This is a genomic window from Marivivens donghaensis (assembly GCF_030410045.1).
Lineage (GTDB): Bacteria > Pseudomonadota > Alphaproteobacteria > Rhodobacterales > Rhodobacteraceae > Marivivens > Marivivens donghaensis.
Map to the genome: position 1 here is coordinate 254,516 of NZ_JAUFRA010000007.1, position 24,885 is coordinate 279,400.

18 protein-coding genes are annotated in these 24,885 nt (G+C 58.4%); 8 read left to right on the forward strand and 10 right to left on the reverse strand.

Features of this window, described 5'->3' with window-relative positions:
• Nucleotides 1-201 precede the first annotated feature (201 nt).
• Complete coding sequence (locus QWY83_RS13005; protein ID WP_249947027.1) at nt 202-636, forward strand: EF-hand domain-containing protein; 435 nt, start codon at nt 202-204, stop codon at nt 634-636.
• A gap of 158 nt (nt 637-794) precedes the next feature.
• Complete coding sequence (locus QWY83_RS13010; protein ID WP_249947028.1) at nt 795-3,299, forward strand: GcvT family protein; 2,505 nt, start codon at nt 795-797, stop codon at nt 3,297-3,299.
• A 57-nt stretch (nt 3,300-3,356) separates the two neighbouring features.
• On the opposite strand, the gene QWY83_RS13015 is transcribed toward QWY83_RS13010, so the two are convergent.
• The 8 genes from QWY83_RS13015 to xdhA form a co-directional block, all read right to left on the reverse strand.
• Nucleotides 3,357-4,427, reverse strand: a complete 1,071-nt coding sequence (locus QWY83_RS13015) for an NAD(P)/FAD-dependent oxidoreductase (protein ID WP_249947029.1) — start codon at nt 4,425-4,427, stop codon at nt 3,357-3,359.
• Between the two features lie 99 nt (nt 4,428-4,526).
• Nucleotides 4,527-5,609, reverse strand: coding sequence for a BMP family ABC transporter substrate-binding protein (locus tag QWY83_RS13020; protein WP_249947030.1), 1,083 nt, complete (start codon nt 5,607-5,609; stop codon nt 4,527-4,529).
• Between the two features lie 55 nt (nt 5,610-5,664).
• A complete protein-coding gene (locus QWY83_RS13025; RefSeq protein ID WP_249947031.1) occupies nt 5,665-6,570 on the reverse strand; it encodes an ABC transporter permease in 906 nt (301 codons plus the stop codon).
• Nucleotides 6,570-7,655, reverse strand: a complete 1,086-nt coding sequence (locus QWY83_RS13030; RefSeq protein ID WP_105234348.1) for an ABC transporter permease — start codon at nt 7,653-7,655, stop codon at nt 6,570-6,572. Before QWY83_RS13030 ends, QWY83_RS13025 begins: the two co-directional genes overlap by 1 nt.
• Nucleotides 7,642-9,159 carry an ABC transporter ATP-binding protein gene (locus tag QWY83_RS13035; protein ID WP_249947032.1) on the reverse strand — a complete coding sequence of 506 codons (1,518 nt, stop codon included), beginning with the start codon at nt 9,157-9,159 and terminating at the stop codon, nt 7,642-7,644. Before QWY83_RS13035 ends, QWY83_RS13030 begins: the two co-directional genes overlap by 14 nt.
• The gene (gene xdhC / locus QWY83_RS13040; protein WP_249947033.1) at nt 9,156-10,082 is read right to left on the reverse strand and encodes a xanthine dehydrogenase accessory protein XdhC; all 927 of its coding nucleotides are present in this window, start codon (nt 10,080-10,082) and stop codon (nt 9,156-9,158) included. Before xdhC ends, QWY83_RS13035 begins: the two co-directional genes overlap by 4 nt.
• Entirely contained in the window at nt 10,079-12,415 is a 2,337-nt protein-coding gene (gene xdhB, locus QWY83_RS13045; RefSeq protein ID WP_249947034.1) for a xanthine dehydrogenase molybdopterin binding subunit, read from the reverse strand. Before xdhB ends, xdhC begins: the two co-directional genes overlap by 4 nt.
• The gene (gene xdhA / locus QWY83_RS13050) at nt 12,412-13,770 is read right to left on the reverse strand and encodes a xanthine dehydrogenase small subunit (RefSeq protein ID WP_249947065.1); all 1,359 of its coding nucleotides are present in this window, start codon (nt 13,768-13,770) and stop codon (nt 12,412-12,414) included. Before xdhA ends, xdhB begins: the two co-directional genes overlap by 4 nt.
• A 229-nt stretch (nt 13,771-13,999) precedes the next feature.
• Here xdhA and dnaE point away from each other — a divergent pair, with 229 nt between their 5' ends.
• Together dnaE and QWY83_RS13060 are read left to right on the forward strand one after the other, a co-directional pair.
• Nucleotides 14,000-17,500: a DNA polymerase III subunit alpha gene (gene dnaE, locus QWY83_RS13055; RefSeq protein WP_249947035.1), complete on the forward strand. Its 3,501-nt coding sequence runs from the start codon at nt 14,000-14,002 to the stop codon at nt 17,498-17,500.
• Between the two features lie 85 nt (nt 17,501-17,585).
• Nucleotides 17,586-18,440 carry a hypothetical protein gene (locus tag QWY83_RS13060; RefSeq protein WP_249947036.1) on the forward strand — a complete coding sequence of 285 codons (855 nt, stop codon included), beginning with the start codon at nt 17,586-17,588 and terminating at the stop codon, nt 18,438-18,440.
• Here the strand turns inward: QWY83_RS13060 and QWY83_RS13065 are convergent, their stop codons facing one another.
• A complete protein-coding gene (locus QWY83_RS13065; RefSeq protein WP_105234354.1) occupies nt 18,441-18,644 on the reverse strand; it encodes a SlyX family protein in 204 nt (67 codons plus the stop codon). It lies immediately after the preceding gene.
• 114 nt (nt 18,645-18,758) lie between these two features.
• Between QWY83_RS13065 and hisS the strand changes: the two genes are divergently transcribed.
• From hisS to hisG, 3 genes are read left to right on the forward strand one after another with little or no spacing between them, the layout of a single operon-like run.
• Nucleotides 18,759-20,255: a histidine--tRNA ligase gene (gene hisS, locus QWY83_RS13070; protein WP_249947037.1), complete on the forward strand. Its 1,497-nt coding sequence runs from the start codon at nt 18,759-18,761 to the stop codon at nt 20,253-20,255.
• Complete coding sequence (locus QWY83_RS13075; protein ID WP_249947038.1) at nt 20,252-21,337, forward strand: ATP phosphoribosyltransferase regulatory subunit; 1,086 nt, start codon at nt 20,252-20,254, stop codon at nt 21,335-21,337. The genes hisS and QWY83_RS13075 overlap by 4 nt, the downstream gene beginning before the upstream one ends.
• Entirely contained in the window at nt 21,334-22,026 is a 693-nt protein-coding gene (gene hisG / locus QWY83_RS13080) for an ATP phosphoribosyltransferase (protein ID WP_249947039.1), read from the forward strand. The genes QWY83_RS13075 and hisG overlap by 4 nt, the downstream gene beginning before the upstream one ends.
• A 6-nt stretch (nt 22,027-22,032) precedes the next feature.
• On the opposite strand, the gene QWY83_RS13085 is transcribed toward hisG, so the two are convergent.
• Nucleotides 22,033-22,464 (reverse strand): DUF1489 family protein, encoded by a 432-nt coding sequence (locus QWY83_RS13085; RefSeq protein WP_105234358.1) that lies wholly within the window; start codon nt 22,462-22,464, stop codon nt 22,033-22,035.
• Nucleotides 22,465-22,601: 137 nt separating this feature from the next.
• On the opposite strand from QWY83_RS13085, the gene QWY83_RS13090 reads away from it, so the two are divergent.
• Nucleotides 22,602-24,884 carry an adenosylcobalamin-dependent ribonucleoside-diphosphate reductase gene (locus QWY83_RS13090; protein ID WP_249947040.1) on the forward strand — a complete coding sequence of 761 codons (2,283 nt, stop codon included), beginning with the start codon at nt 22,602-22,604 and terminating at the stop codon, nt 24,882-24,884.
• The last annotated feature ends 1 nt before the right edge of the window (nt 24,885 follow it).

Consider the following 24,885-nt stretch of genomic DNA (forward strand, 5'->3'; position numbering starts at 1 on the left):
GTCCCCTCCCAAGGTGTGCTGCGAATGTGTAGCCCCCCTGCCGAACTGCGGCAAGCGGCGGAGAGGGGGAATAACGCTAACGGTGACCCAAGGTCGGACAGTTATTCACTTTTCCTGCGACAACCTGTCCGTGTTTAGGGGCTAGTAATCCCGAATTAAAAACTCCAAATATAAAACATAACAAAATCAGGATATGATAATATGAAAGCCGCAACCCTTGGATTTGTCCTTTTCGCTGGAACAGCAACCGCCGCATTCGCCCAAGGGCCGATGGCAGAGTTCATGAACGAATGGGATGTGGACGCATCTGGCGCTGTCACCATCGAAGATTTCCATGCCCGTCGCGGTGATCAGTTTTACATGTTCGACCTGAACGAAGACGGCAGCATCGACGCCGAAGAACAAGCCAACATGGACGCAACTGTCGCCTCTGCGATGGAAGCAAATCACGGTGGTGGTCATGGTGCGGGTGGTCCGGGGGCGAAAATTCACGCAACGATGACAGCCGAATATGCCGATACCAACGGCGATGGCGCGATCAGCGCAGAGGAGTGGACCGCTGCGACCGAACGCCTCTTTGCAGAACTCGACACCTCGGGTGATGGCGAACTTTCACCCGCAGATTTTGGTCACTGAGTTACTTCCCTTTGTCAGTGATCGACGCGCCGTTCCTGTGATCAGGGGCGGCGCTTTGTTTTCGGGCTGTCGGTTTTGGACAGTCGTATGTCGTCTGGTTCCGTTATGGCCTGCGAGTTTCGGGCAAAAGTGACGCCAAGTCCAAATGGAGTCGCCAAATGAAAACCCATGTTCGTGCCCTAGTCGTCGGCGGTGGTGCCGTCGGTACCTCGATTGCTTACCACCTTGCCAAAGCTGGCTGGGAAGATGTCATGCTCTTGGAGCGTGACGAACTGACCTCAGGCTCGACATGGCACGCTGCCGGTCTGCTGCCGCTGTTCAACATGTCGTTTGCGACGACTCACATCCACAAATACTCGGTAGATTTCTATAAATCGCTTGAGGCGGAAACTGGCCTGAACGCTGGTTTCTCGATCTGCGGCAACCTGCGTATGGCCCAGACCCAAGAGCGTATGGACGAATACATGCTCTATTCGTCTGTTGCGGAAACCGCAGACGTTTACCACGAATTCCTCACCCCGAATGAGATCAAAGAGCGGTGGCCGCTGGTCCGCACTGACGACCTCAAGGGCGCGCTGTTCCACCCGCAAGACGGTTACATCAACCCTGCTGACGTCACCATGGCGATGGCAAAGGGTGCCCGTCAGCGCGGCGTGATCATCGAACGTAAGTGGCAGGTTGACGGCTACAAATGGACCGGCGACCACTGGGAAGTAACGGTCACCAAAATGGGTGAGCGCGGCGGCAACCTCGTTGCGACCGAAGAAACCACAGTGATCCACGCAGATCACGTTGTGACCGCAACGGGCAACCACGCACAGCGCACTGCGAAACTCTTGGGCATCAAAATCCCTGCGATCCCTGTTGAACACCAGTTCATCGTGACCGAGCCCGATCCGGCGCTGGTTGAATACCGTGCAAACGGTGGTGCAGAGCACCCAGTTCTGCGTGACGCTGACGCGAAATGGTATGTCCGCGAAGAGCGCGGCGGCTGGATCCTCGGCCCATATGAGCGCGGCGCACCTGCACGTTTCCAATACGGCGTTCCAGATAGCTTCCGTGCGGACCTCTTCCCGCTCGACCTTGAGCGTATCGAAGAAGAATACATGGCGATGATCCACCGTATTCCGACCTCCGAGACTGTTGGTCTCAAGGACGACTTCAACGGTCCGATCTGCTACACGCCGGATGGCAACCCGCTCGTTGGTCCAGCTCCGGGTCTGCGCAACATGTGGCTGGCTGAAGGTTTCTCCTTCGGTATCACTGCTGCAGGCGGCACCGGCTACTACCTCGCTCAGATGATGGTAAACGGCGAAGCCGAGATCGACATGGCGTCGCTCGACCCGAAACGCTACGGCTCGTGGATGACCACCGATTACGCGGTGAAAAAGAACGAAGAGTGCTACGAGCACGTCTTTATTCTCCACCATCCAGACGAAGAGCGCGAAGCTGCACGTCCGCTGCGCACCTCGCCTGTCTACGACCGCCAGAAAAAGCTCGGCGCGCAGTTTGGCCAAGTCAACGGATGGGAACGCCCGAACTACTACGGCCCTGTTGATGCACCGTCGTCGTTTGATCACGACAGCCGCAGCTTCCGCCGTGGCACTTGGTGGGAATACGCAGTTGCCGAAGCCAAGGCCGTTCGCGAAACCGCTGGTCTTATCGACGCAACCGCATTCACCAAACACATCGTCAAAGGCCCAGGTGCGACGGCGTTCCTCGATTGGTTCACCACCAACAAACTGCCGAAGGTTGGTCGTATCAACCTGACCTACGCACTAACCGAAGCTGGCACCACCCGCACCGAATACACCATCGTTCGTCTGTCTGAGGACGAATACTATCTGGTGTCCGCAGGTGCATGGACCGACTACGATGCGGACTACCTGAAGAAATGCATCGAAGACAAAGAAGCCGAGTTTGGCCGTATCGAGATGCAGAACGTGACCACTCAGTGGGGCGTGTTCGCAATCGCAGGTCCGAAGTCGCGCGACATCCTGAAAGAAGTCATCAAAGACGTCGATCCAGATACCGCGCTGTCGAACAAACGCTTCCCTTGGCTGTCGGCTTGTCAGATCGAACTGGGCATGTGCCCTGTGAATGCGATCCGCGTCGCTTACACGGGTGAGCTGGGTTGGGAACTTCACCACCCGATCGAAATGCAGAACTATCTGTGGGACCTTCTGATGCCTGCAATGGAGAAGCATGGCGGTAAATTGGTTGGTGCCCGTGCACAGAACTGGCTCCGTCAGGAGAAATCCTACCGCGCATTCGGCACCGAACTGGGCCGTGATGCGACCCCGATCGAAGCTGACCTGCCCCGCTTTGTTGACCTTGGTAAAGAGTTCAACGGCAAAGCAGCGATGGAAAAAATCGGCGTTCGCTCGAAATGCGTCACTCTGCTGATCGACGGTCCGGCTGATGCTGATCCGTGGGGTAAAGAAGCGCTGCGCGATCTGGACGGCAACTACGCTGGTCGTCTGACCTCGGGCGGTTATTCGGTGGCCTTCGGCAAACAAATCGGCATGGGCTATGTGAAGCCTGCGCTGGCCGAAGTTGGCACGAAGCTCAAGGTTAAGATCATGGGCGAGCTGTGGGATGCGACAATCGTCGAGGACAGCCCCTACGATCCGACAAACGCAAATATCCGCATCGACGGATAACGAAAAAAGGGCGGTCCAAATGGCCGCCCTTTCAATTTGTTGACAGTTGTCAACTAGTTAACGGAATCTTACTGGTGATAGGGCAGGGATGTGTTCCGCCCCGATGATGGGATCGCGACCTGTCACGAGGGCTTCGACCAGATCACGGACGGCAGGGGCGGTGATGAACCCATAGCCACCTTGCCCGCCGCACCAAAAGAACGTCTCGTCCAGGGGGTCAGGCCCCACGACCAAAACGCGGTCTGGCGAGAAGGTCCGCAGACCCGCCCAGTTTGCGATCAGGCGCGTGACCTCCATTGTGACGTTTTCTTCGAACCGCGCGAGCCCTTCGGCGAGGACCATATCGTCGGCCCATGCGTCATGGGGTTCGGTCGGGTCTTCTTCGGCAGGTGACACGATCAGGGCACCGGCGTCGGGTTTCATATACCAACCCTCGCCCGCACCAAAGATCATCGGCCATGTCGCTGGGTCCATGCCATCGGGGGCAGGGATGCGGGCCATCGAACGGCGAAGCGGGGTGAAACCAATTGTGGCAAGGCCCGCCATTTCCGCGATCTTATCGACCCAAGCGCCAGCGGCGTTGACGATGTGTTTCGCGGTGAACTCGGTCCCGCCTGCGGTCACTGACCAGCCGTCAGCGGTGCGGGTGATTGCGGTGACAGGATGGCGGGTGAGGACTTGGCCACCGTTGGCGCGGATGTCCTTTGCGTAGGTTTGCATCAACAGATCGGTGTCGATGTCATAGACGGCCTCGAGGTAAGCAGCCCGCGTGATCGCATCAGTGTCGAGGATCGGGCAGAGGGCCTTGGCTTCGTCCAATGTGACCTCAGTGAGGCCCATGTGGGCGACGTCCTCTTCGAAGTCGGCTTCTTGCCCTGCAAGGCTGACAACCATCACACCACGGGGGGACAGAGTGCCCGCGTCCTTTAGCCCGTCATAAGACGCACGGCCCAAGGCTTGAACGGCGGGTTTGCCGTAGCTCGGTTCATAGAGCGCGGCAGAGCGGCCAGAGGTGTGGTGGCCCAATGTGTCTTCGGCCTCTAGCAGAACGACCGATCCGTGAGGCGCTAAACCTGCGCCCGCAGATAGCCCTGCAATGCCGCCGCCAATAACCAGATAGTCGATCATCAAACTCTCCTGCCGTTGTCGGATGCGACCCTGCCACGGAGTGCTGGAACGAAAAAGGGGGCGCCTGAGCGCCCCCTCAAATTCAGGAAAATCGCCTGATTAGGACGGGATATCGCCTTCGATTCCTTCGACGAAGAAGAACATACCAGCCAAATCGCCGTCATTGGCGATCTCGCCTTCAGCGAGCCAAGCCGAACCGTCTTGTTTGTTGATCGGGCCAGTGAACGGGTGGTAGGTGCCCGCTGCGATCGCGTCGCGCATGGCTTCTGCTTCTGCTTTGGCTTCTGCCGGAACAGCGTCAGAGATTTCACCGATGCCGACCATGCCAGCGCCGATACCGTCCCAAGTGTTCACGGACGACCATGTGCCGTCGATGACGGCCTGAACGCGCTCGATGTAGTAGGGCGACCAGTTGTCGATGATCGACGAGATGCGTGGCATCGGGCCGTATTCAGCCATGTCAGCAGCCTGACCGAAGGTGTAAACGCCGCCAGCTTCTTTTGCAGCCTGATGCGGTGCGGTGGAGTCGGTGTGCTGAAGAACAACGTCACAGCCCTGTTCGATCAGAGCTTTTGCAGCGTCTGCTTCTTTCGCAGGGTTCAGCCATTCGAAGATCCAGATGACTTTGAATTCGACGTCAGGGTTAACCTTCTTCGCGTGCAGGTAAGCCGAGTTGATACCGCGGATAACTTCTGGAATCGGAACCGACGCGATGTAGCCGATTTTGTTCGACTTGGTGACGCGACCAGCGAGGGTGCCTTGGATCGCGCGGCCTTCGTAGAAACGAGCCGAGTAAACGGACACGTTGTCAGCTTGCTTGTAGCCAGTTGCGTGTTCGAATTTCACATCAGGGAAGTTCGCGGCGACGTTGATGGTCGGGTCCATGAAGCCGAACGAGGTGGTAAAGATGATGTCCGCACCGCCGAGAGCCATCTGTGTGATAGCGCGCTCTGCGTCAGGGCCTTCTGGGACGTTCTCTTGGTAAACGAAGTCTACCGCGTCGCCGAAGTGGTGAACCATTTCCATAGCGGAGTGGTGGTGGTGCTGTGTCCAGCCGCCGTCATTGATCGGGCCGACGTAGATAAAGCCAACTTTGGTTTTGTCCTGCGCGCGAGCCGGAAGGCCGAGTGCTGCAGCCATTGCTGCACCAGCACCAGTAGCAAGGAGCGTTCTGCGTTTCATATTGTATTCTCCCAATTGGACCAGAGAGCAGACTCTGGCGGTTAGTTTTCGTCCCTCAGGTCGAGGGGTGGAAAGATTTGCCCAGCGATGCGGGCGCACGTCCTGCGCGGATCATCACGAGGACGACGATAGTCGCGAGGTATGGTGCCATCGACAGATATTCTACAGGAATTTTCAAGCCCTCAGCCTGCAAGTTAAGCTGAAGGACAGTCACACCGCCAAAAAGATAGGCACCTGCGATCAAACGCCACGGCTTCCAGCTGGCAAAGACGACGATGGCGAGCGCGATCCAGCCCGCACCAGCGGTGATACCGTCGATCCACTGGGGCACGCGCACGAGGCTGATGTAGGCGCCCGCGAGGCCCGCACAGGCGCCGCCGAACATGATGGCGAGGACGCGGACGGCGCGAACGTTATATCCCAGCGCATGGGCGGCATCGTGGTTTTCGCCAACGGCACGCAGGATCAGACCTGCGCGAGAGTATTTGAGAAAGGCCCAGACGCCGGCGACGATGGCGACGCTGAGGTAGACCATCACATCGTGCTGGAACAGGATCGGGCCGATCACAGGAATATCAGCGAGCAGCGGGATGTGAAGCTTGGAAACGGTGAGGTCGGGTGAGCCTTTCGAGCCTTGACCGATCAGCGATGACAGGCCCAGACCGAACATCGTCAGGCCCAGCCCCGTTGCCACCTGATTGGTCAGCAGGAACTGGGTCAACACGGCAAAGATCAGCGACAAAGCCGCGCCCGCCGCTGCAGCGCCGACGAAACCGAGGTAGGGGTTCCCGCTGGAATGGCCCGCGATATAGCCGCAGACCGCGCCGACGATCATCATGCCCTCAACGCCGAGGTTCAGGACGCCAGAGCGTTCGACGACCAATTCGCCAATTGCGGCCAAGAGGATCGGGGTCGACGCAACCATCAGCGCCGCAAGTAGGAGGATCGGGTTGATATCCATTAGCGCACCTCTGCCTTGCCGATTTTGAAACGGTAGTTGGTCAGAACGTCCACGGCCAAGAGGCAGAACAGCAGCATCCCTTGGAACGTCAGGATCGCGGCTGAGGGGAGGTTCAGTTGTGCTTCGGCGGCTTGGCCCCCGATATAGGTCAGCGCCATCAACAGCCCTGCGAGCAGGATGCCGATGGGGTTCAGACGACCGAGGAAGGCCACGATAATCGCGGTAAAGCCATAGTAGGACGGGAACGACCCGAGGATTTGACCCGAGGGGCCAGCGACCTCGAACAAACCTGCAAGGCCTGCCATTGCGCCAGAAAGGCCGAGGCAGACAATGATCAGCTTGTTCGCGTTCACGCCAGCAAAGCCAGCCGCACGGGGGCTTTGCCCTGCGAGGCGGACGTTAAAGCCGAATTGGTGACGGGTGAACATGACATAGGCCACGACCACGGCAAAGACGGCGGTCAATGCGCCCCAGTGGAAACCCGTCCCGCTGATCAGGTCGAGGTTTGCGGCGGCGGGATATTGGCGCAGGTTGCGGCTGCCCGGCATGCCGTAGCCTTCGGGGTTGCGTAAAAGGCCTATTGAGAAGGCCTTGATCAACACTTCGGCCACATAGACCAGCATGAGCGATACAAGGATTTCGTTGGTTTTGAAAAACACACGAAGGAGCGCGGGGATCATCGCCCAGAGGAACCCACCCAAGGCCCCCGCGACAATCATCAGCGGGAACAGAACCCAGCGGGTGTCATAAGGGTAGACCGCCAGCGCCACGCCAGCGCCGCAGATTGCACCGATGATGTATTGGCCCTCGGCACCGATGTTCCAGATGCCTGCACGGAATCCGAACGATAGGCCCACGGCGATCAGCACAAGGGGTGCTGCCTTTTTCACCACCTCGGGGCGGTAGAAATGCGCGAACTGGCCAAAGACCGGGTCCCAGAAGATGGTTTTGATCGCGATGACGGGGTCTTTGCCCAATATCGCGAAGAGCCCCATCCCGAGGATGATGGTCAGCACCACAGCGAGGAGTGGCGCGCCATAGGACCAGTTTTTCGACGGCTGTGGCCGTTTCTCAAGCCTCAACATGAGCGGCCTCCATATCATGTGCGCCACCGAGCATTAGACCGATCCTCTCCATCGTGAGGCCAGCGGTAGGCACGGCGGGGGACAGGGTGCCTTCGTTCAGGGCAGCAAAACGGTCAGCGATTTCCAAAATCTCATCGAGGTCTTGGGAGATAACGACCACCGCAGAGCCTTCGCCCGCGAGGTCCAAGAGCGCCTGACGGATCGCAGCGGCGGCAGAGGCATCAACGCCCCATGTCGGCTGGTTCACGACCAGAACGCGCGGCTTTTGTAGAATTTCCCGCCCGATCACGAATTTCTGGAGGTTGCCGCCAGAGAGTGCACGGGCAGCCGTTTCTGGACCAGGGGTCCGCACGTCAAAGCCTTCGATTACAGAGAGGGCAAAGTCGCGGGCGCTCGGCCAATCAAGGAAGCCGTTTTTCGAAAGGCCTAGCCGCGTTTTCGCGGTCATGAGCGCGTTTTCTGTGAGCGTCATATCGGGGGCAGCGGCGTGACCGTTGCGTTCCTCGGGCGCGGCGCAGAGGCCGATTTTGCGGCGGGTGTTAGGGTCGAGGTCGCCAATGGCCTGACCGTCGAGCGCCACCATCGCAGCGTCGACAGGCATTTCACCAGAGAGCGCCGCGACGAGTTCGTCCTGACCGTTGCCTGCAACACCACCGATGCCGAGGACTTCACCTGATTTCACAGAAACGCAGACGTTTTTCAGGGCGGTGCCGAATTGATGCGGGGCGGGGGCGGTCAGGCCCTCGATCACCAGAACATCGTCGCCCAGTGCTTCGCCATCGCGTTTCGGCGTCATCAGCGTGGTGCCGACCATCAGTTCCGCCATATCGCGGCTGGTGGTTTCGCGGGGATCGCAGGTGCCGACGACCTTGCCCAGACGCAGAACGGTCGCGTGTTCGCAGAGCGCACGGATTTCTTCGAGCTTGTGCGAGATGTAGAGGATCGACGTTCCCTCGGACGCCAAAAGGCGGAGAGTGCCAAAGAGAATCTCTACCTCCTGAGGGGTCAGAACGCTGGTCGGTTCGTCCATGATCAGGAGTTTCGGGTCTTGGAGCAGGCAGCGAATGATCTCGACCCGCTGACGTTCACCCGCCGACAGATCACCGACGATGCGGTCGGGCGACAGGGGCAGGCCGTAGTTTTCCGATACCTCGCGGATGCGCTGGGCGAGCTCGCGTTGTTTCGGCGGATTCTCCATACCGAGGGCGATGTTTTCCGCGACGGTCAATGCATCAAACAGGGAAAAATGCTGGAAAACCATAGCGATACCAGCGGCGCGTGCGGCGCGGGGATCAGTTGGGGTAAAGGGCGCACCCTCTAGCGTCATGGTGCCAGCATCGGGGCGAACGAGGCCGTAGATCGTTTTGACGAGCGTCGATTTGCCCGCGCCATTCTCACCGAGGAGCGCGTGGATTTGGCCTTTGCCAATGGCAAAACTGATGTCGCTGTTGGCGACGACGCCTGGATAGGCTTTGGTCAATCCCTGTAGGTCGAGAAGCGTCACGTTGTCCCCGTTTCTTTGTCTTGGTCGCTATCTGCCCGCGCAAGCAGGCGTGTGGCAACCCCCAAGGCAATCGCCTGTGGGTGTTTTCCTAACGTCGGATCGCCTATTGGGCAGGCAATGCGCGAAATTTGTGCAGGTGAATGACCCAATGATGTCAGTCTGTTACGGAAGCGTGCCCATTTTGTGGCCGACCCGATGAGCCCAAGCGCAGAAAATCCGCGCGACAAAAGCGCATGGCATAGGTCGAGGTCGATTTGGTGACTGTGGGTCAGGATGATGTGCTCTGCCGATTTTGGGGCGTGGGCGGCTAGGACGGGTGGTTCTGCTGCGATGACCTCTGTCACGCCTGCGGGGATTGTGTAGGGGAACCGATCACGCGCAATGTCGATCCACGTGATCGACAGGTCGGGCAGCGGCGCGAGGACATTGACCAGCGCTCGTCCAACATGGCCAGCGCCCCAGACCCAGAGGTCACGAGTTTGGACAGGGGCGGTTTCAATCAGCCAGCCGTCGATGATCAGGGGCACCAGTTGTGGTGGCATGGTGGTCAGCCGATTGGCGATTTTCGCGGGCAACGTCGATGCGGGGCGAAGGGGTCGCGCGTAGGGCAAGCTGCTGGGGAGCGACTGCGCGTCAAAAACCTCAGTCACCAAGGTCACGGAACCCCCGCAGCATTGCCCCAGTTCAGGGCCAAGCGGGTAAGTCCGTTCGCTGATCCCGCCGCGCCCGATCATAGCGCGGGCGTCGCGCACCGCGTCCCATTCCAGCCGACCACCGCCGATGGTGCCGTCTTGCCTATCTTGCCAAACGACCATCGAGGTTCCTGCCTCACGCGGCACCGACCCCGCCGTGCGTGTCACGAGCACGCGGGCAAAGGGGCCACGCTCTGCGCAGTTGCGCAGATATGTCAGGTCGAACGTCACGCCTGCACCCGTTTCACGGCCATGAGGATACGCTCTGGTGTGGCGGGAGCGTCGAGGTCGGGATAGCGATCCCCGCAGGCGGCAACAGCATCCGAGAGCGCAAGGAAGGCCGAGATGCCCAGCATGAACGGCGGTTCACCCACGGCTTTGGACCTGTAGATCGTGGCTTCGGGGTTTTCGCCGTCGACGAGGTCTACGTTGAACACAGGCGGGCGGTCGGAACAGGCAGGGATTTTGTAGGTCGAGGGCGCGTGGGTGCGCAGCCGACCATGGTCATCCCAAACCAGTTCTTCGGTGGTGAGCCAACCTGCACCTTGGACATAGCCGCCCTCGACTTGGCCCTTGTCCAGCGCGGGGTTCAGCGATGCGCCGACATCGTGCAGAACGTCCGCCCGCAGGATACGGTTTTCACCTGTCAGCGTGTCGATGACGACTTCGGTCACAGAGGCACCGTGGGCAAAGTAAAAGAACGGTCGCCCTTTGCCAGCCTCGCGGTCCCACGAGAGGTCGGGGGTTTTGTAGAACCCTGTGGCGGATAGTCCGACGCGGGCCTGATAGCACCGCATCGCGGCCTCAGCGAAGGTGATGGAGTGGCCGCCCCACGTGACCATACCGTCCGCGAATGTGACGGACGCGCCTTGGCCCAAGAACTCTGCCATGCGGGTGCGGATGGCATCGCAGGCGGCGAGGACCGCCATGCCGTTGAGGTCGGACCCAGAGGAGGCAGCGGTGGCCGAGGTGTTGGGCACCTTCGCGGTATCGGTCGCGGTGATTTTGACGGTTTCCGTTGAGACGCCAAACCGCGCGGCGGCGACTTGGGCAATTTTCTGGAACAACCCCTGACCCATCTCTGTCCCGCCGTGGTTCAGCATGATGGAGCCGTCTTGGTAGACGTGGACCAATGCGCCCGCTTGGTTCAAGTGGGTGAGGGTGAAGGAGATGCCGAACTTCACTGGGCTAAACGCGATGCCACGTTTCAGGATAGGAGAGTTCGCATTCCACGCGGCGATCTGCGCCTTGCGGTTTTTATAGTCGGACGTTTCGAGCAGCCGTTCCGTCATGGAGTGGAGGAGAAAATCTTTGACCTCCATCCCATAGGGCGTGGTGTTCGGCTCTGGCCGATGGGTTTCGGGTGAAAACTCGGCCCCAAAGGGTTTGCCTGTGCCAATCGCTTTGGCTTCGGCCCCTTTGGCTGGGGCGTAGTAATTCAGGCGGCGCACATCTACGGGGTCCATGTCGAGGTCATGGGCGATGTGGTCCATCACGCGTTCAATGCCCAGAACACCCTGCGGACCACCAAAGCCACGAAACGCAGTTGCGGACTGCATATTGGTTTTCAGGCGATAGGATGTGATGGTCGCGTGAGGCAGCAGATAGGCGTTGTCTGAATGGAGCATCGCACGGTCAGCGACTGGTCCCGTTAAATCCTGTGCCCAACCACCGCGGGTGATCTGGGTGAAGGCGATCCCTTTGATCCGACCCTTGTCGTCAAAGCCGACCTCATAGCCGATCCGAAAATCATGGCGTTTGCCCGTGATCACCATATCGTCGTCGCGGTCGTAGCGCATTTTACAAGCGCGGCCTGATAGACGGGCTGCAACGGCTGTGGCAACGGCGAGCGCGTTGCCTTGGCTTTCTTTGCCGCCAAAGCCGCCGCCCATACGACGACATTCCACGCGGACCGCATGCATCGGCACGCCCAGCGCGTCGGCGACCTTGTGTTGGATTTCGGTCGGGTGCTGGGTCGAACTGTGAACGACCATGTCCCCGTTATCTTGGGGGAGGGCGAGGGCCGCTTGACCCTCAAGGTAGAAATGTTCCTGCCCACCCATGTCGAACTGACCAGTCAGGCGGCGGGGGGCATTTTCAATCGCGGCCTTCGCATCGCCCTTGGACCACGTGCGCGGCCCACCTTCAAAGAAGCTACCAGCCGCCATCGCGTCTTCGACCGAGAGGATCGGTTTTTCTTCTGCGATTTCGATTTTTGCGAGACGGGCCGCTTTGCGGGCGTTCAGGTGGCTATCGGCGACGACCATGAAAATCGGTTGGCCGACGTAGTGAACCTGACCAACAGCGAGCAAGGGTTCGTCATGGATCGACGGGCTGACATCGTTTGAAAACGGCAGGTCATCAGCGGTGAGGACGGTGACGACACCTGTGGCTGATTTAACGGCTGAAAGGTCGAGCGAGGTGATCGTTCCGCGTGCTTTGGGCGACTGACCAAAGGCAATATGCAAGCAATCACGCGGTGTGGGGATGTCGTCGATATACCGCGCAGAGCCAGTGACATGGAGCGGACCGCTATCGTGGGGGAGGGGTTGGCGAACGGTCATACCTCTACCTCCAACACGTTTGTGGGTAGGCCAAAAGACTGCGCGAAATAACGGCGCAGCATGCCTCTGGCGGCCTCTAGTCGGTAGGCGGCGGAGGCGCGCATATCGGACATTGGGCTGTAATCGATGGCAAGCGCATCGCAGGCGGCGTCCAATGTGGCCTCGGTCCACGGTTGCCCGATCAGTGTAGACATCGTCGCGCTGGCCAGTTTCGGCGTTCCCGCCATCCCGCCAAAGGCGATGCGTGCGGCTGTTACGGTGCCATCGGTGACGGTGATGTTAAAGCAACCGCAGACGGCAGAGATGTCTTGGTTGAACCGTTTAGAGAGCTTGTAACACCGCAGGTCTGGGGCGGATTTCGGGATCGTTACGGCCTCGACGAATTCGCCAGCTGCGCGGTCCTGTTTGCCGTAGTCGATAAAGAAGTCTTCGATGGGCAGGTCGCGGCGGGTGTCGCCTTTGCGCAGGTGCAGTGTTGCGCCCAGCGCGATGAGGGCAGGCGGGTTGTCACCGATCGGCGACCCGTTGGCGATATTGCCGCCGATTGTGGCGGCGTTGCGGACCTGTTCGGACCCATAGCGGCGGATCATTTCTGCGTAGCTGGGGTGGTGTTCGGCCACGAGGGCGCGAACATCTGTCATTGATACACCGGCGCCGAAGCGGATCGCGGTGTCAGTGACCTCTATGGTTTTCAGGTCGTCGCATTGATTGAGGAAAATCACCTGATCCAGATCGCGGAGCTGTTTGGTCACCCACAGCCCCACATCCGTTGCCCCCGCCACGAGCGTCGCGTCAGGATTGGCGAGGTAAAGCGCGGCGAGGTCGTCGCTGGTTTTCGGCGCAGGGCCTGACGGCTTCTGTGCTGCGACCCATTCTGCGTCCTGTTTCAACCATTCTGGCAGGGCGGCACCCTCGGCGGAACGGGCGGCGCGGATGATTGGGGCATAGCCTGTGCAGCGGCAGAGGTTGCCCGCAAGAACGGTGTCGTGATCGGTGCGACCTTGGGCGTGGCCCGCGACCATGGAAGCGACAAACCCCGGTGTGCAGAACCCGCATTGGCTGCCATGTTGATCAACCAAAGCCTGCTGAACGGCGTGCAGGCCGTCTTTACCGATGCCCTCGACCGTGCGGACAGCTTTGCCGTTTAGTTGGGGCAGGAACAGGATACAGGCGTTCAGGGCACGCACAGAGGTGCCATCCTGCACGACGACCGTGCAGGCACCACAATCGCCTTCGTTACAGCCTTCTTTGGTTCCTGAGAGACTGCGATCTTCGCGCAGCCAATCGAGTAGGGTCCGTGTCGCGGGTTGCGAGACAAGGACTGTCTCTCCGTTGAGAAGAAACGATACCTCCATAGGGTCTTGACCTGCCGCCTTACCAAAGGTCCAGAGAATGTCATTGGGCATCGATGCGGCGTAGAGGCCCACTCTCTTTATCCCTCTGATCAAAGCGATGCTTTCCGCAGTTGGCAAGAATTTTGTGTCGAAACCTGCCGTCCTTTGCGTCAGTTGCCCAAAAAATGCGCGGTGAAATTGCGTGCATTTGATGCTTTTACATCCCCAACGCTGGCCATATCCTAGCCACATGACCAGCCAGCCACGATTCATCCATCTTCGCGTTCACACGGAATATTCGCTCCTTGAAGGGGCGGTGCGGGTGAAGAAACTGTCGGGCATGGCGGCGGATATGAACATGCCCGCGGTCGCTGTGACAGATACCAATAACATGTTCTGCGCGTTGGAGTTTTCCGAATACGCCAGCGGTGCAGGTATCCAGCCGATTATCGGCTGTCAGGTCGATCTGGCTTATACCACGCCCGAACCGGGAAAGCGTCCCGATGATCCAGCGCCGATTGTGCTGCTGGCCCAGTCAGAGCGCGGGTATGAAAACCTGATGAAACTGAACAGCGTTCTCTATGTGGACGCTGGTGGGCGGTTGCCGCAGGTCGAGGTCGCGGACCTTGAACGATATTCCGAAGGGCTGATTTGTTTGTCTGGTGGACCTGATGGTCCGATTGGGCGTCTTTTGCGGGCAGGTCAGCGTGGGAAGGCTGAGGCGTTGCTGTCGCAAATGAAAGAGATTTACCCCGATCGGCTGTATGTCGAACTCCAGCGCCACCCCCAAGAGGACGGCCTCCCCGAGGCAGAGCAATTGTCAGAGCGCGGTCATATTGAAATGGCCTATGCGATGGAATTGCCGCTCGTCGCGACCAACGATGTCTATTTCCCGAAGCCCGACATTTACGAAGCCCATGACGCGCTGATCTGTATCGCCCAGGGGGCTTATGTCGATCAGGCCGAACCGCGTCGGCGCCTGACCCCGCAGCACTATTTCAAATCGCCCGAAGAGATGGCGACCCTCTTTGCCGATCTTCCCGAGGCACTGGAAAACACGGTCGAGATCGCGAAACGCTGTGCGTTCAAGGCCTACAAACGCAACCCGATCTTGCCGAAGTTTGCCGATGATGAGGTCGTTGAACTGCGTCGTCAGGCCAATGAGGGTTTGCAGGCACGATTGGCGGTTATTCCTCATGCGGTGACGGTTGAAGAATACCAAGCGCGGCTCGATTTCGAGTTGGATATCATCGAGGGGATGGGGTTCCCTGGCTACTTCCTGATTGTTGCGGACTTTATCAAGTGGTCCAAGGATAACGGCATCCCCGTCGGTCCGGGCCGTGGTTCGGGTGCGGGCTCTCTTGTGGCTTATGCGCTGACGATCACCGACCTTGATCCGCTGCGCTACAGCCTTCTGTTCGAACGCTTCCTCAACCCCGAACGTGTGTCGATGCCTGACTTCGACATCGACTTCTGCATGGACCGTCGCGAAGAAACGATCCGTTATGTGCAGCAGAAATACGGTCGTGACAAAGTCGGGCAGATCATCACCTTTGGTGCGCTTCTGTCTAAGGCTGCAGTGCGCGACGTTGGGCGGGTTTTGCAGATGCCCTACGGGCAGGTGGATCGTCTGTCCAAGATGATCCCTGTCGAGGGTGTGAAACCTGTCAGCATTGAACAGGCCCTGATCCAAGAAGAACGTCTGCGCGAAGAAGCCCGCAACGAAGAAGTCGTTGATCGGCTTTTGACCTACGGGACCAAAATCGAAGGCCTGTTGCGGAACGCATCGACCCACGCGGCAGGTGTCGTGATCGGGGACCGTCCGTTGGATGCCTTGGTGCCGCTCTATCAGGATCCGCGCTCTGACATGCCTGCGACCCAGTTCAACATGAAATGGGTTGAACAGGCGGGCCTCGTAAAGTTCGACTTCTTGGGCCTAAAGACCCTGACCGTCATTCAGTCTGCGATGGATTTGATCTTTAAATCGGGTCGCCCGCTTCATGTCGCGGCGGATGGCACGCAGCTTTATGAACCTGCCGAAGGGGCAAAGAACGAGATCAACGCAATCCCGCTTGAGGATGAAAAGACCTACAAGCTCTATTCGGCGGCGAAAACGGTTGCGGTGTTCCAGGTGGAATCCACGGGCATGATGGACGCCCTGAAACGGATGAAGCCGACCTGTATCGAGGACATTGTTGCGCTTGTGGCGCTCTATCGTCCGGGTCCGATGGAGAACATTCCCGTTTATTGCGATGTGAAACACGGTCGCAAAGAACTCGAGTCGATCCACCCGACCATTGACCACATCCTCGCCGAAACGCAGGGCATCATCGTTTATCAGGAACAGGTGATGCAGATCGCGCAGGTCATGGCGGGTTACTCGCTTGGCGGCGCGGACTTGCTTCGCCGTGCGATGGGTAAAAAGATCAAAGAGGCGATGGACGCCGAACGCCCGAAATTCGAAGAGGGCGCGGCGAAGAACGGTGTCGACAAAAAGAAGGCATCGGAAGTTTTCGACCTTCTCGAAAAATTCGCGAACTACGGCTTTAACAAATCCCACGCGGCGGCCTATGCGGTGGTGTCTTATCAGACAGCATGGCTCAAGGCGAACCATCCGGTCGAGTTTATGGCCGGTGTGATGAACTGCGATATTCACCTGACCGACAAGCTGTCGATCTATTTCCAAGAGGTGAAAAAGGGGCTTGGGATCGATTACATCCCGCCCTGCGTGAACCGCAGTCTCGCGACGTTTGACGTGGTCGATCAAAAACTCGTCTATGCGCTGGGTGCGTTGAAAAACGTCGGCGCGGATGCAATGCGGCTGGTGGTCGAGGGACGCGGTGATAAACCCTTTGCGACGCTGTTTGATTTCGCGCGGCGGTGTGACCTGAAGCGGATCGGGAAACGTCCGTTGGAAATGCTCGCACGGGCAGGGGCGTTCGATCAGTTGGACAGCAACCGCAAGCGGGTCTTTGACAGCCTAGAGGCCTTGGTCGGTTATTCGGCCGCTATTCAGGATCAAAAGACATCGAACCAAGTGTCGCTCTTTGGTGAGGCGGGCGACGATCTGCCAGAGCCACGATTGGCGAATACGCCCGACTGGCTGCCTGCGGTGCGACTGGCCGAAGAATATAAGGCGATTGGTTTTTATCTGTCGGGTCACCCGCTGGATGACTACATGACGGCGCTGAAACGCAATCAGGTTCTGTCGCTCGACGATGTCATGGCGAAGGCTGAACACGGTGCCTGCGTTGTCAAAATGGCGGGTCACGTGGCGGGGCGTCAGGAACGTAAATCCGCACGAGGCAATCGTTTTGCCTTTGCGCAATTGTCCGATCCGACGGGGGCTTATGAGGTCACGATTTTCTCGGATACGCTGGATGTGTGCCGCGATCATTTGGAGACGGGCAATAAGGTCGTTCTGACGGTCGAGGCGACGATGGAGTCCGATCAGCTGAAGCTTTTGGCGCGGTCGATTGTGCCGATTGATACGGTGGTTTCTGATCTGACATCGTCGGCGTTGCGGGTCTATGTGAACGAACCTCAGGCGGTGTCGGCGATTTCGACCGTGCTTGAGGGTGCAAAGACGCAAAAACTGCGTGGTGCCCGTGGGCCTGTGATCTTAACGCTGATGACCTCGGGTGACCTTGCCGAAATTGACATCGATCTGAGCGAAGATTTCCCGATCAACCCAGAGATCAAAGGTGCCTTGCGGTCCTTGGATGGGGTCATGGATGTGGTCGAGGCCTAGGCGCACTTTTGCCCGCGGCTAAGGTCGCGGGTGGACCATCGGGGGTATCGTGTTAAAACGCGGGACCACTCGGAAGGGACCCGCCATGTTGAACCGCCTTTTTGCTATCGCCTCTGTCGGGCTGTTGGCGGGCTGTATGTCCCCGCTGGATAAGGTGGGTCGTCTGGATGAGGTCGAACTGGCCACCGATGCGCCCGAGGCAGCAATTGCCGCTGAAGCTGATGTCACAGTCGCCGAAGATATCGAGGAAAAACGCGGGTTTTTCGGGCGGATATTTGCGGGCAATGCTGATGCACCTGACGAGGCTGTTGTGGTGGATGACACCCCAGAGGCCGAAGTCGAATTGGCCGCGGTTGAAGTAACTGAGCCAGTCGATGACCTTGATCCCGAAACTCCTGCGGCTCGTGGCGGTTTCTTTGGCCGCATGTTCGCGCGGAATTCGGATGAGGCTGAAGCACCAGCAGAGCCAGCCGATGCGGTGCCGATCGGGACGTTCCTTCCATATGGTGTGATCGCGCCTGTCTGCGGGATTGCGACCTCTGACATGGGGCAGAAGGTGGAATCGGTCGCGGGTTACACGGTTTATGACGCGGGCGGAGACACGTCGGTTCCGCGCACGCATTACATCACAGGTTTTGCGGATGGCTGCGCACGGCAGGTGACGGCGGCGGTTGTGATGTTCGGCGATGTGGGCACGCATGAAATGGTGCGTTACCTGACACCTGAATCGACGCTCCCCTATACGGACACCGACAGCACCTATGAGGCGATCAAATCATCGGTTTGCCGCGTCGGGCATGGCAAACCTTGCGGCGCGCAACTGGACGCGCTGGGTCGGAATACTGTGTTTATGACGGTGTATGAGACCTTCGGGACCAATCCCGAATGGACCAATATCCTGCTGCATAACGGTGATGTCGCCGCAATCGACGAACACTGATTACCAGTGAGGCGGACGTTGATCGGCCAGAGGGACGCCGTCGCCTGAGGCGGCTTCGCGTTCGGCCTCACGCTCCATCAGCAGGCCAACGCGGCGCATCACGAGAGCAAGTTCGCGTTCCTGACGGGCCACAACATCCGACAGATCGTCGACGGTGCGGGTCAGGTGAGCGATTTTTTCTTCGAGGTCGGTAATATTTGTCATATCGCCGAGATAGCACGTCTGATGTGACCCCGCCAGTAACCTGCAACCTTCGCGTTGCCCTTAGGCCATTGGCGGGTTAAACGCAGACCCGATAGCCGACCCTCGAGGAATAAGATGGCCAAGGTAAAGAAACAGCCCCGCCCAAAGGCAGAAACGCCCAAAGGTTTCCGTGATTACTTCGGTGCAGAAGTCACCGAGCGGAGCCATATGCTCGGTCAGATTGCCGAAGTGTATCATCGCTACGGGTTTGAGGCGCTGGAAACCTCGGCTGTTGAGACCGTTGAGGCGCTTGGTAAATTCTTGCCTGACGTGGATCGCCCAAACGAGGGTGTGTTCGCATGGCAAGAGGATGAAAAGGACTGGGTCGCGCTGCGCTATGACCTGACCGCGCCGTTGGCGCGTGTGGCCGCGCAATATCGCAATGACCTGCCGTCGCCCTATCGCCGTTATGCGATGGGTCCCGTTTGGCGCAATGAAAAGCCGGGTCCGGGTCGGTTCCGTCAGTTTTATCAGTGCGATGCGGATACCGTTGGATCGCCGACCGTTGCCGCAGACGCAGAGATTTGCGCGATGCTGTCCGACACGCTGGAAACCGTGGGTATTCCGCGTGGTGACTACATCGTGCGCGTGAATAACCGCAAAGTTCTGAACGGCGTGATGGAAGTCGCAGGCGTTTTGGACCCGACCGATCCCGATAAGTTCGTTGATGAACGTGGCATCGTTTTGCGCGCCATCGATAAGTTCGACAAATTCGGCGAGGAGGGCGTGCGCCTTCTGATCGGCAAAGGCCGAATGGATGACTCTGGCGACTTTACCAAGGGTGCTGGTCTGTCGGACGAACAGGCCGATATCGTCATGGGCTTTATGAATGCACGTCGCGAAAGCGGTGCTGCAACGGCTGCGCGTCTGCGCGAGTTGGTTGGCGCGTCCGTCGTCGGCAACGACGGTGTGAACGAGCTTGAGTATATGGCAGAGCTTTTGGATGCGCAGGGCTATGGATCGGATCGTATCCTGATCGACCCGTCGGTGGTGCGTGGCCTAGGTTACTACACTGGTCCTGTGTTCGAGGCTGAACTGACCTTTGAAATCCTCGACGAAAAAGGACGTCCGCGTCAGTTCGGGTCCGTATCTGGCGGTGGTCGTTACGATGACCTCGTGAAAAGGTTCACGGGTCAAGAAGTCCCTGCAACGGGTGTCTCCATCGGTGTTGATCGCTTGCTGGCAGCGCTGCGCGCCAAAGGGCGGATGAGCAATGAGGCCATCGGTCCCGTTGTTGTGACCGTGATGGATAAGGACCGCATGGCGGATTATCAGGCGATGGTCGCGGAACTGCGCAACGCGGGTATTCGGTCCGAAGTTTATCTGGGTAACCCCAAGAACTTTGGCAACCAGCTGAAATACGCGGACAAACGCAGTTCTCCGATCGCTGTGATCGAGGGTGGTTCTGAAAAAGAGAACGGCGTTGTGCAGATCAAGGACCTGATCCTTGGTGCGCAGATTGCGCAGAACGCAACGCTCGACGAATGGAAAGAACGCCCGAGCCAGTACGAAGTGCCGCGTGGTGATCTGGTGGCGAAAGTGCGTGAGATTTTGGAAAGCCAGAAGAAATGACAGGCTTGATCCAAGCAAACGCCGAAGCGCGCCGTATTCGTGCGCTGTTTGAGGCGCAGGGCGCGCAGGTCGTTGAGACGGATATCCTCCAGCCCGCTGAGACCCTGTTGGACCTCTACGGCGAAGACATCCGTGCCCGCGCCTATGTGACTTACGACGGGTTGCGCGGTGAGATGATGCTGCGCCCTGACTTTACGGTTCCTGTGGTGCAGTGGCACATGGAAACCAATGCCGAACCTGCCCGCTATACCTATTCGGGCAAAGTGTTCCGTATGCAGGAAGACGATACATCGCGACCGAACGAATATGTTCAGGTTGGCTATGAGGTCTTTGACGGCAAGGCGCCCAATCATGCGGACGCTGAGGTCTTTACCCTGATTTCCAAAGCGCTTGAGGGTTTGCCTGTCCGCGCTGCGACAGGCGATCTGGGAATTTTGATGGCTGCGGTGCGTGGGCTTTCGACGACGGATGCCCGCAAGGCTGCTCTTTTGCGTCATATCTGGCGTCCGCGTCGGTTCCGTGCGCTTCTCGATCGGTTTGGTGGAAAAACCCCTGTGCCCGCGTCGCGCACTGCGCTGTTGGCCAGCGCTGATCCGTTCAAAGGGATCGACACCAGCCACGGCGTTCGGACCCGTGCCGAGGTTGAGGCCCGCATAGAAGCGCTCCGCGAAGATGCAGCGGCGGCTCCGATTGCGTCGGAACAGATTGCTCTGCTGGACGAAATCCTGAGCCTGCGGGAAACATCCCCGAATGTTCTGAGCCACCTGCGCGATATCGCGGTCGATATGCCGTCGATTGGTCCTGCGGTTCAGCGGTTTAGCCAACGGCTTGAGGCGCTGTCGAAGGCAGGGATCAACGTTGATGCCCTCGATTTCGAAGGCAACTTTGGTCGGACCACTCTCGAATATTACGACGGGTTCGTGTTTGGCTTTTATGCGGATAAACGCCCTGATCTGCCACCTGTGGCGTCGGGTGGGCGGTATGATGCGCTGACCCATGTTCTGGGTCGTGGCCGTGCCGTGCCTGCGGTCGGCGGGGTGATCCGTCCTGAACTCGTTCTCGCGCTGAGGGATACGCTATGACGATCAAGCTCGGTGTGCCGTCCAAAGGGCGGTTGATGGATAAGACCTTTGACTGGTTCGAAGAGCGTGGACTGACGCTCAAGAAAACAGGGTCGGAACGTGAATATTCTGGTGCGGTCGAGGGCATCGACGGCGTTGAGCTGGTGCTCTTGTCAGCGGGCGAAATTCCGCGTGAATTGACCGCTGGGCGTATCCACTTGGGCGTCACAGGATCGGACCTCGTTCGGGAAAAAGTGCCGAGCTGGGAAACCCGTGTCACGGAACTGGCGGGCATGGGATTCGGTGGCGCTGATCTGATCATCGCGGTTCCGACCTCGTGGGTCGATGTAGAGACGCTCGACGATCTCGATGCTGCGGCGGCTCAGTTCCGTCGGACCCATGGGTATCGTTTGCGGATCGCGACCAAATATCACCGCCTCGTGCGGGAATTCCTGCGTGAACACGGCGTTGCCGATTATCAGTTGGTCGACAGCCAAGGCGCGACCGAAGGCACCGTTCGCAATGAAACCGCCGAAGCCGTGGCGGACATCACGTCGACGGGTGAAACGCTGCGGGCGAATAACCTAAAGATCCTGTCGGATTCGCTAGTTCACTCGTCACAGGCGACTTTGTTCAAATCGCGCTCTGCGGATTGGTCGAATGAAGATCGCTTGGTTCTTTCGCAGCTCGAAGACCTACTGGGTATCTAAGCGGTCCTACCGAACACCAATTTCGGCCAGTGCGGCAGAGAGGGACGGGGGCAGATCGGCCTCGCCCTCTTTGGCGCGGCCCAGATCGGCGGGGGCGTCCTCGGGTTTTAGATAGCGCCAGCCTTGGAACGCACGTTTCTGGGTGGGTTCAACGCGGACCAGTTCGGGATCAAGCACGATCGCGCAGCGGCGGATGCCGTCGTGCCCAGTGACCTCATCCAAACGCAGAATCGTTTGGCGGCAGAGGATCACCCCTTTAATCACCCAATAGATCGATCCGCCGTTCAGAACCTCGTCCTCACGTTTCGGCCACATGCGAGTCACATGGCGCGGCAATCCGTCAGAGGTCCGTGCAGCAACGGTTTTCTGCCAATCAGCAAGGTCTGAAACGCCTTCTGTGCCGACCGATAGCTTGATTAAGTGGGTGAATTTGGTCATAACTTATGGTCTCCGAAGCGTAGTTAGATAGAGCAAATAAACCTGTGGGCAAGGCAATATTTTGTGTTGCCTCACGGGTGTCATCACAATATCTATGCGGTCCAGCCACTTATGAATGCCGACAGAGGATTGACCGAATGACTCGTTTCGCCGCCCCAATTGCCGAACAAATCTGGGATATGAAGTACCGTTTCAAGGATGCCGACGGCAAACCTTTGGATGGCACTGTTGAAGATTCGTGGCGTCGAATTGCGCGTGCTTTGGCGGCTGTCGAAAAAGACCCCAAAAAATGGGAAGATAAGTTCTACGGCGCTCTGGAAGATTTCAAATACCTGCCTGCTGGCCGCATCACCGCTGGTGCGGGCACCGCGCGCTCGGTTACTCTGTTCAACTGCTTTGTTATGGGCACTGTGCCAGATTCGATGGGCGGCATTTTCGACATGCTCAAAGAAGCGGCGCTGACCATGCAGCAGGGTGGCGGCATCGGCTACGACTTCTCGACGATTCGTCCCAAAGGCGCGCTGGTCAAAGGTGTGGCGGCTGATGCGTCTGGTCCGCTGTCGTTCATGGATGTTTGGGATGCGATGTGCCGCACCATCATGTCCGCGGGTTCGCGCCGTGGTGCGATGATGGCGACGATGCGCTGCGACCACCCTGATATCGAACAGTTCATCACTGCGAAATCCGACCCTGCACGTCTGCGCATGTTCAACATGTCGGTTCTCGTCACCGATCCGTTCATGGAAGCGGTTAAGGCGGATAAATCGTGGGAACTGATCTACGACGGTAAGGTCTACAAGACCGTCAACGCGCGTGATCTGTGGAACACCATCATGCAGTCGACCTACGATTACGCTGAACCCGGCGTGATCTTTATCGACCGCATCAATGAGATGAATAACCTATCCTACTGCGAAACCATCGCAGCGACGAACCCCTGTGGTGAACAGCCGCTGCCGCCGTATGGCGCATGTCTGCTCGGTTCGATCAACATGGCGCGTCTGGTTGAGAACGCGTTCGAAAAAGACGCTCGTTTGAATGTTGAGCAGCTCGACGACCTTGTGGCGACCGCTGTGCGCATGATGGACAACGTTGTGGATGCGTCGCGCTTCCCACTTGAGGCGCAGGCCCAAGAAGCGGCGGCAAAGCGTCGTATCGGTCTGGGCGTAACGGGTCTGGCTGACGCGCTGCTGATGGTCGGTCTGGAATACGGCACCGAAGAAGCCGCCGCGCAAACCGAAGCATGGATGAAACAGATCGCTCGTGCGTCCTACCTCGCATCTGTTGAACTGGCCAAAGAGAAGGGCGCGTTCCCGCTCTTTGACAAAGACAAATACCTCGCGTCTGGTTCGCTCAAGATCATGGATCAGGACGTGAAAGACGCCATCGCAGAGCATGGTATCCGCAACGCGCTGCTGACCTCGATCGCGCCGACAGGCACCATCTCGCTCTATGCTGGTAACGTATCGTCGGGCATCGAACCTGTGTTTGCTTACGCTTACACTCGCAAGGTTCTGCAAAAAGACGGTTCGCGCACCGAAGAAGAAGTCGTCGATTACGCGGTCAAACTCTACCGCGATAAATTCGGCGCAGACGCAGAACTGCCGAGCTATTTTGTGAACGCTCAGACGCTCGCGCCTCTGGCTCACGTGCGGATGCAGGCGGCTGCGCAGAAATGGATCGACTCGTCGATTTCGAAAACCATCAACTGCCCCGAAGACATCGACTTTGACTCGTTCAAAGAAGTCTACATGGAAGCTTACGAGACAGGCTGTAAGGGCTGCACCACCTACCGTCCAAACGACGTGACGGGTTCCGTTCTGTCGGTGTCTGAATCGTCGGACAAAACTCCGTCCGAGGCGCCAGAGACCACTTCGACCGATGCGGAAGTCATCTACATGTCCGAGCCGCTGGACCGTCCTGCTGCGCTGGAAGGTAACACCTACAAGGTCAAATGGCCGGATAGCGAGCATGCGATCTATATCACCGTCAATGACGTTGTGATCGCAGGCCACCGCCGTCCGTTCGAGGTCTTCATTAACTCCAAAAACATGGAACACTTTGCATGGACCGTTGCACTGACCCGCATGGTGTCAGCTGTGTTCCGTCGCGGTGGTGATGTGTCCTTTGTGGTCGAAGAGCTGAAGGCTGTATTCGACCCACGTGGTGGCGCATGGATGAAGGGCAAATACGTTCCGTCGATCCTCGCGGCGATCGGTGGTGTGCTGGAACAGCACATGGTGGCGATTGGCTTTATCGAAGGCGAAGGCAAGCACCTCAAGGTCGATCCCCAAGCCGAAGTTATGGTCGTCGGCGAAGCCCCGCGCGGCAAACCCTGCCCATCCTGCGGTGAATACGGCATGAAGATGGAAAGCGGCTGCGCCTCGTGCACGTCGTGCGGATATTCCAAGTGCGGCTGAT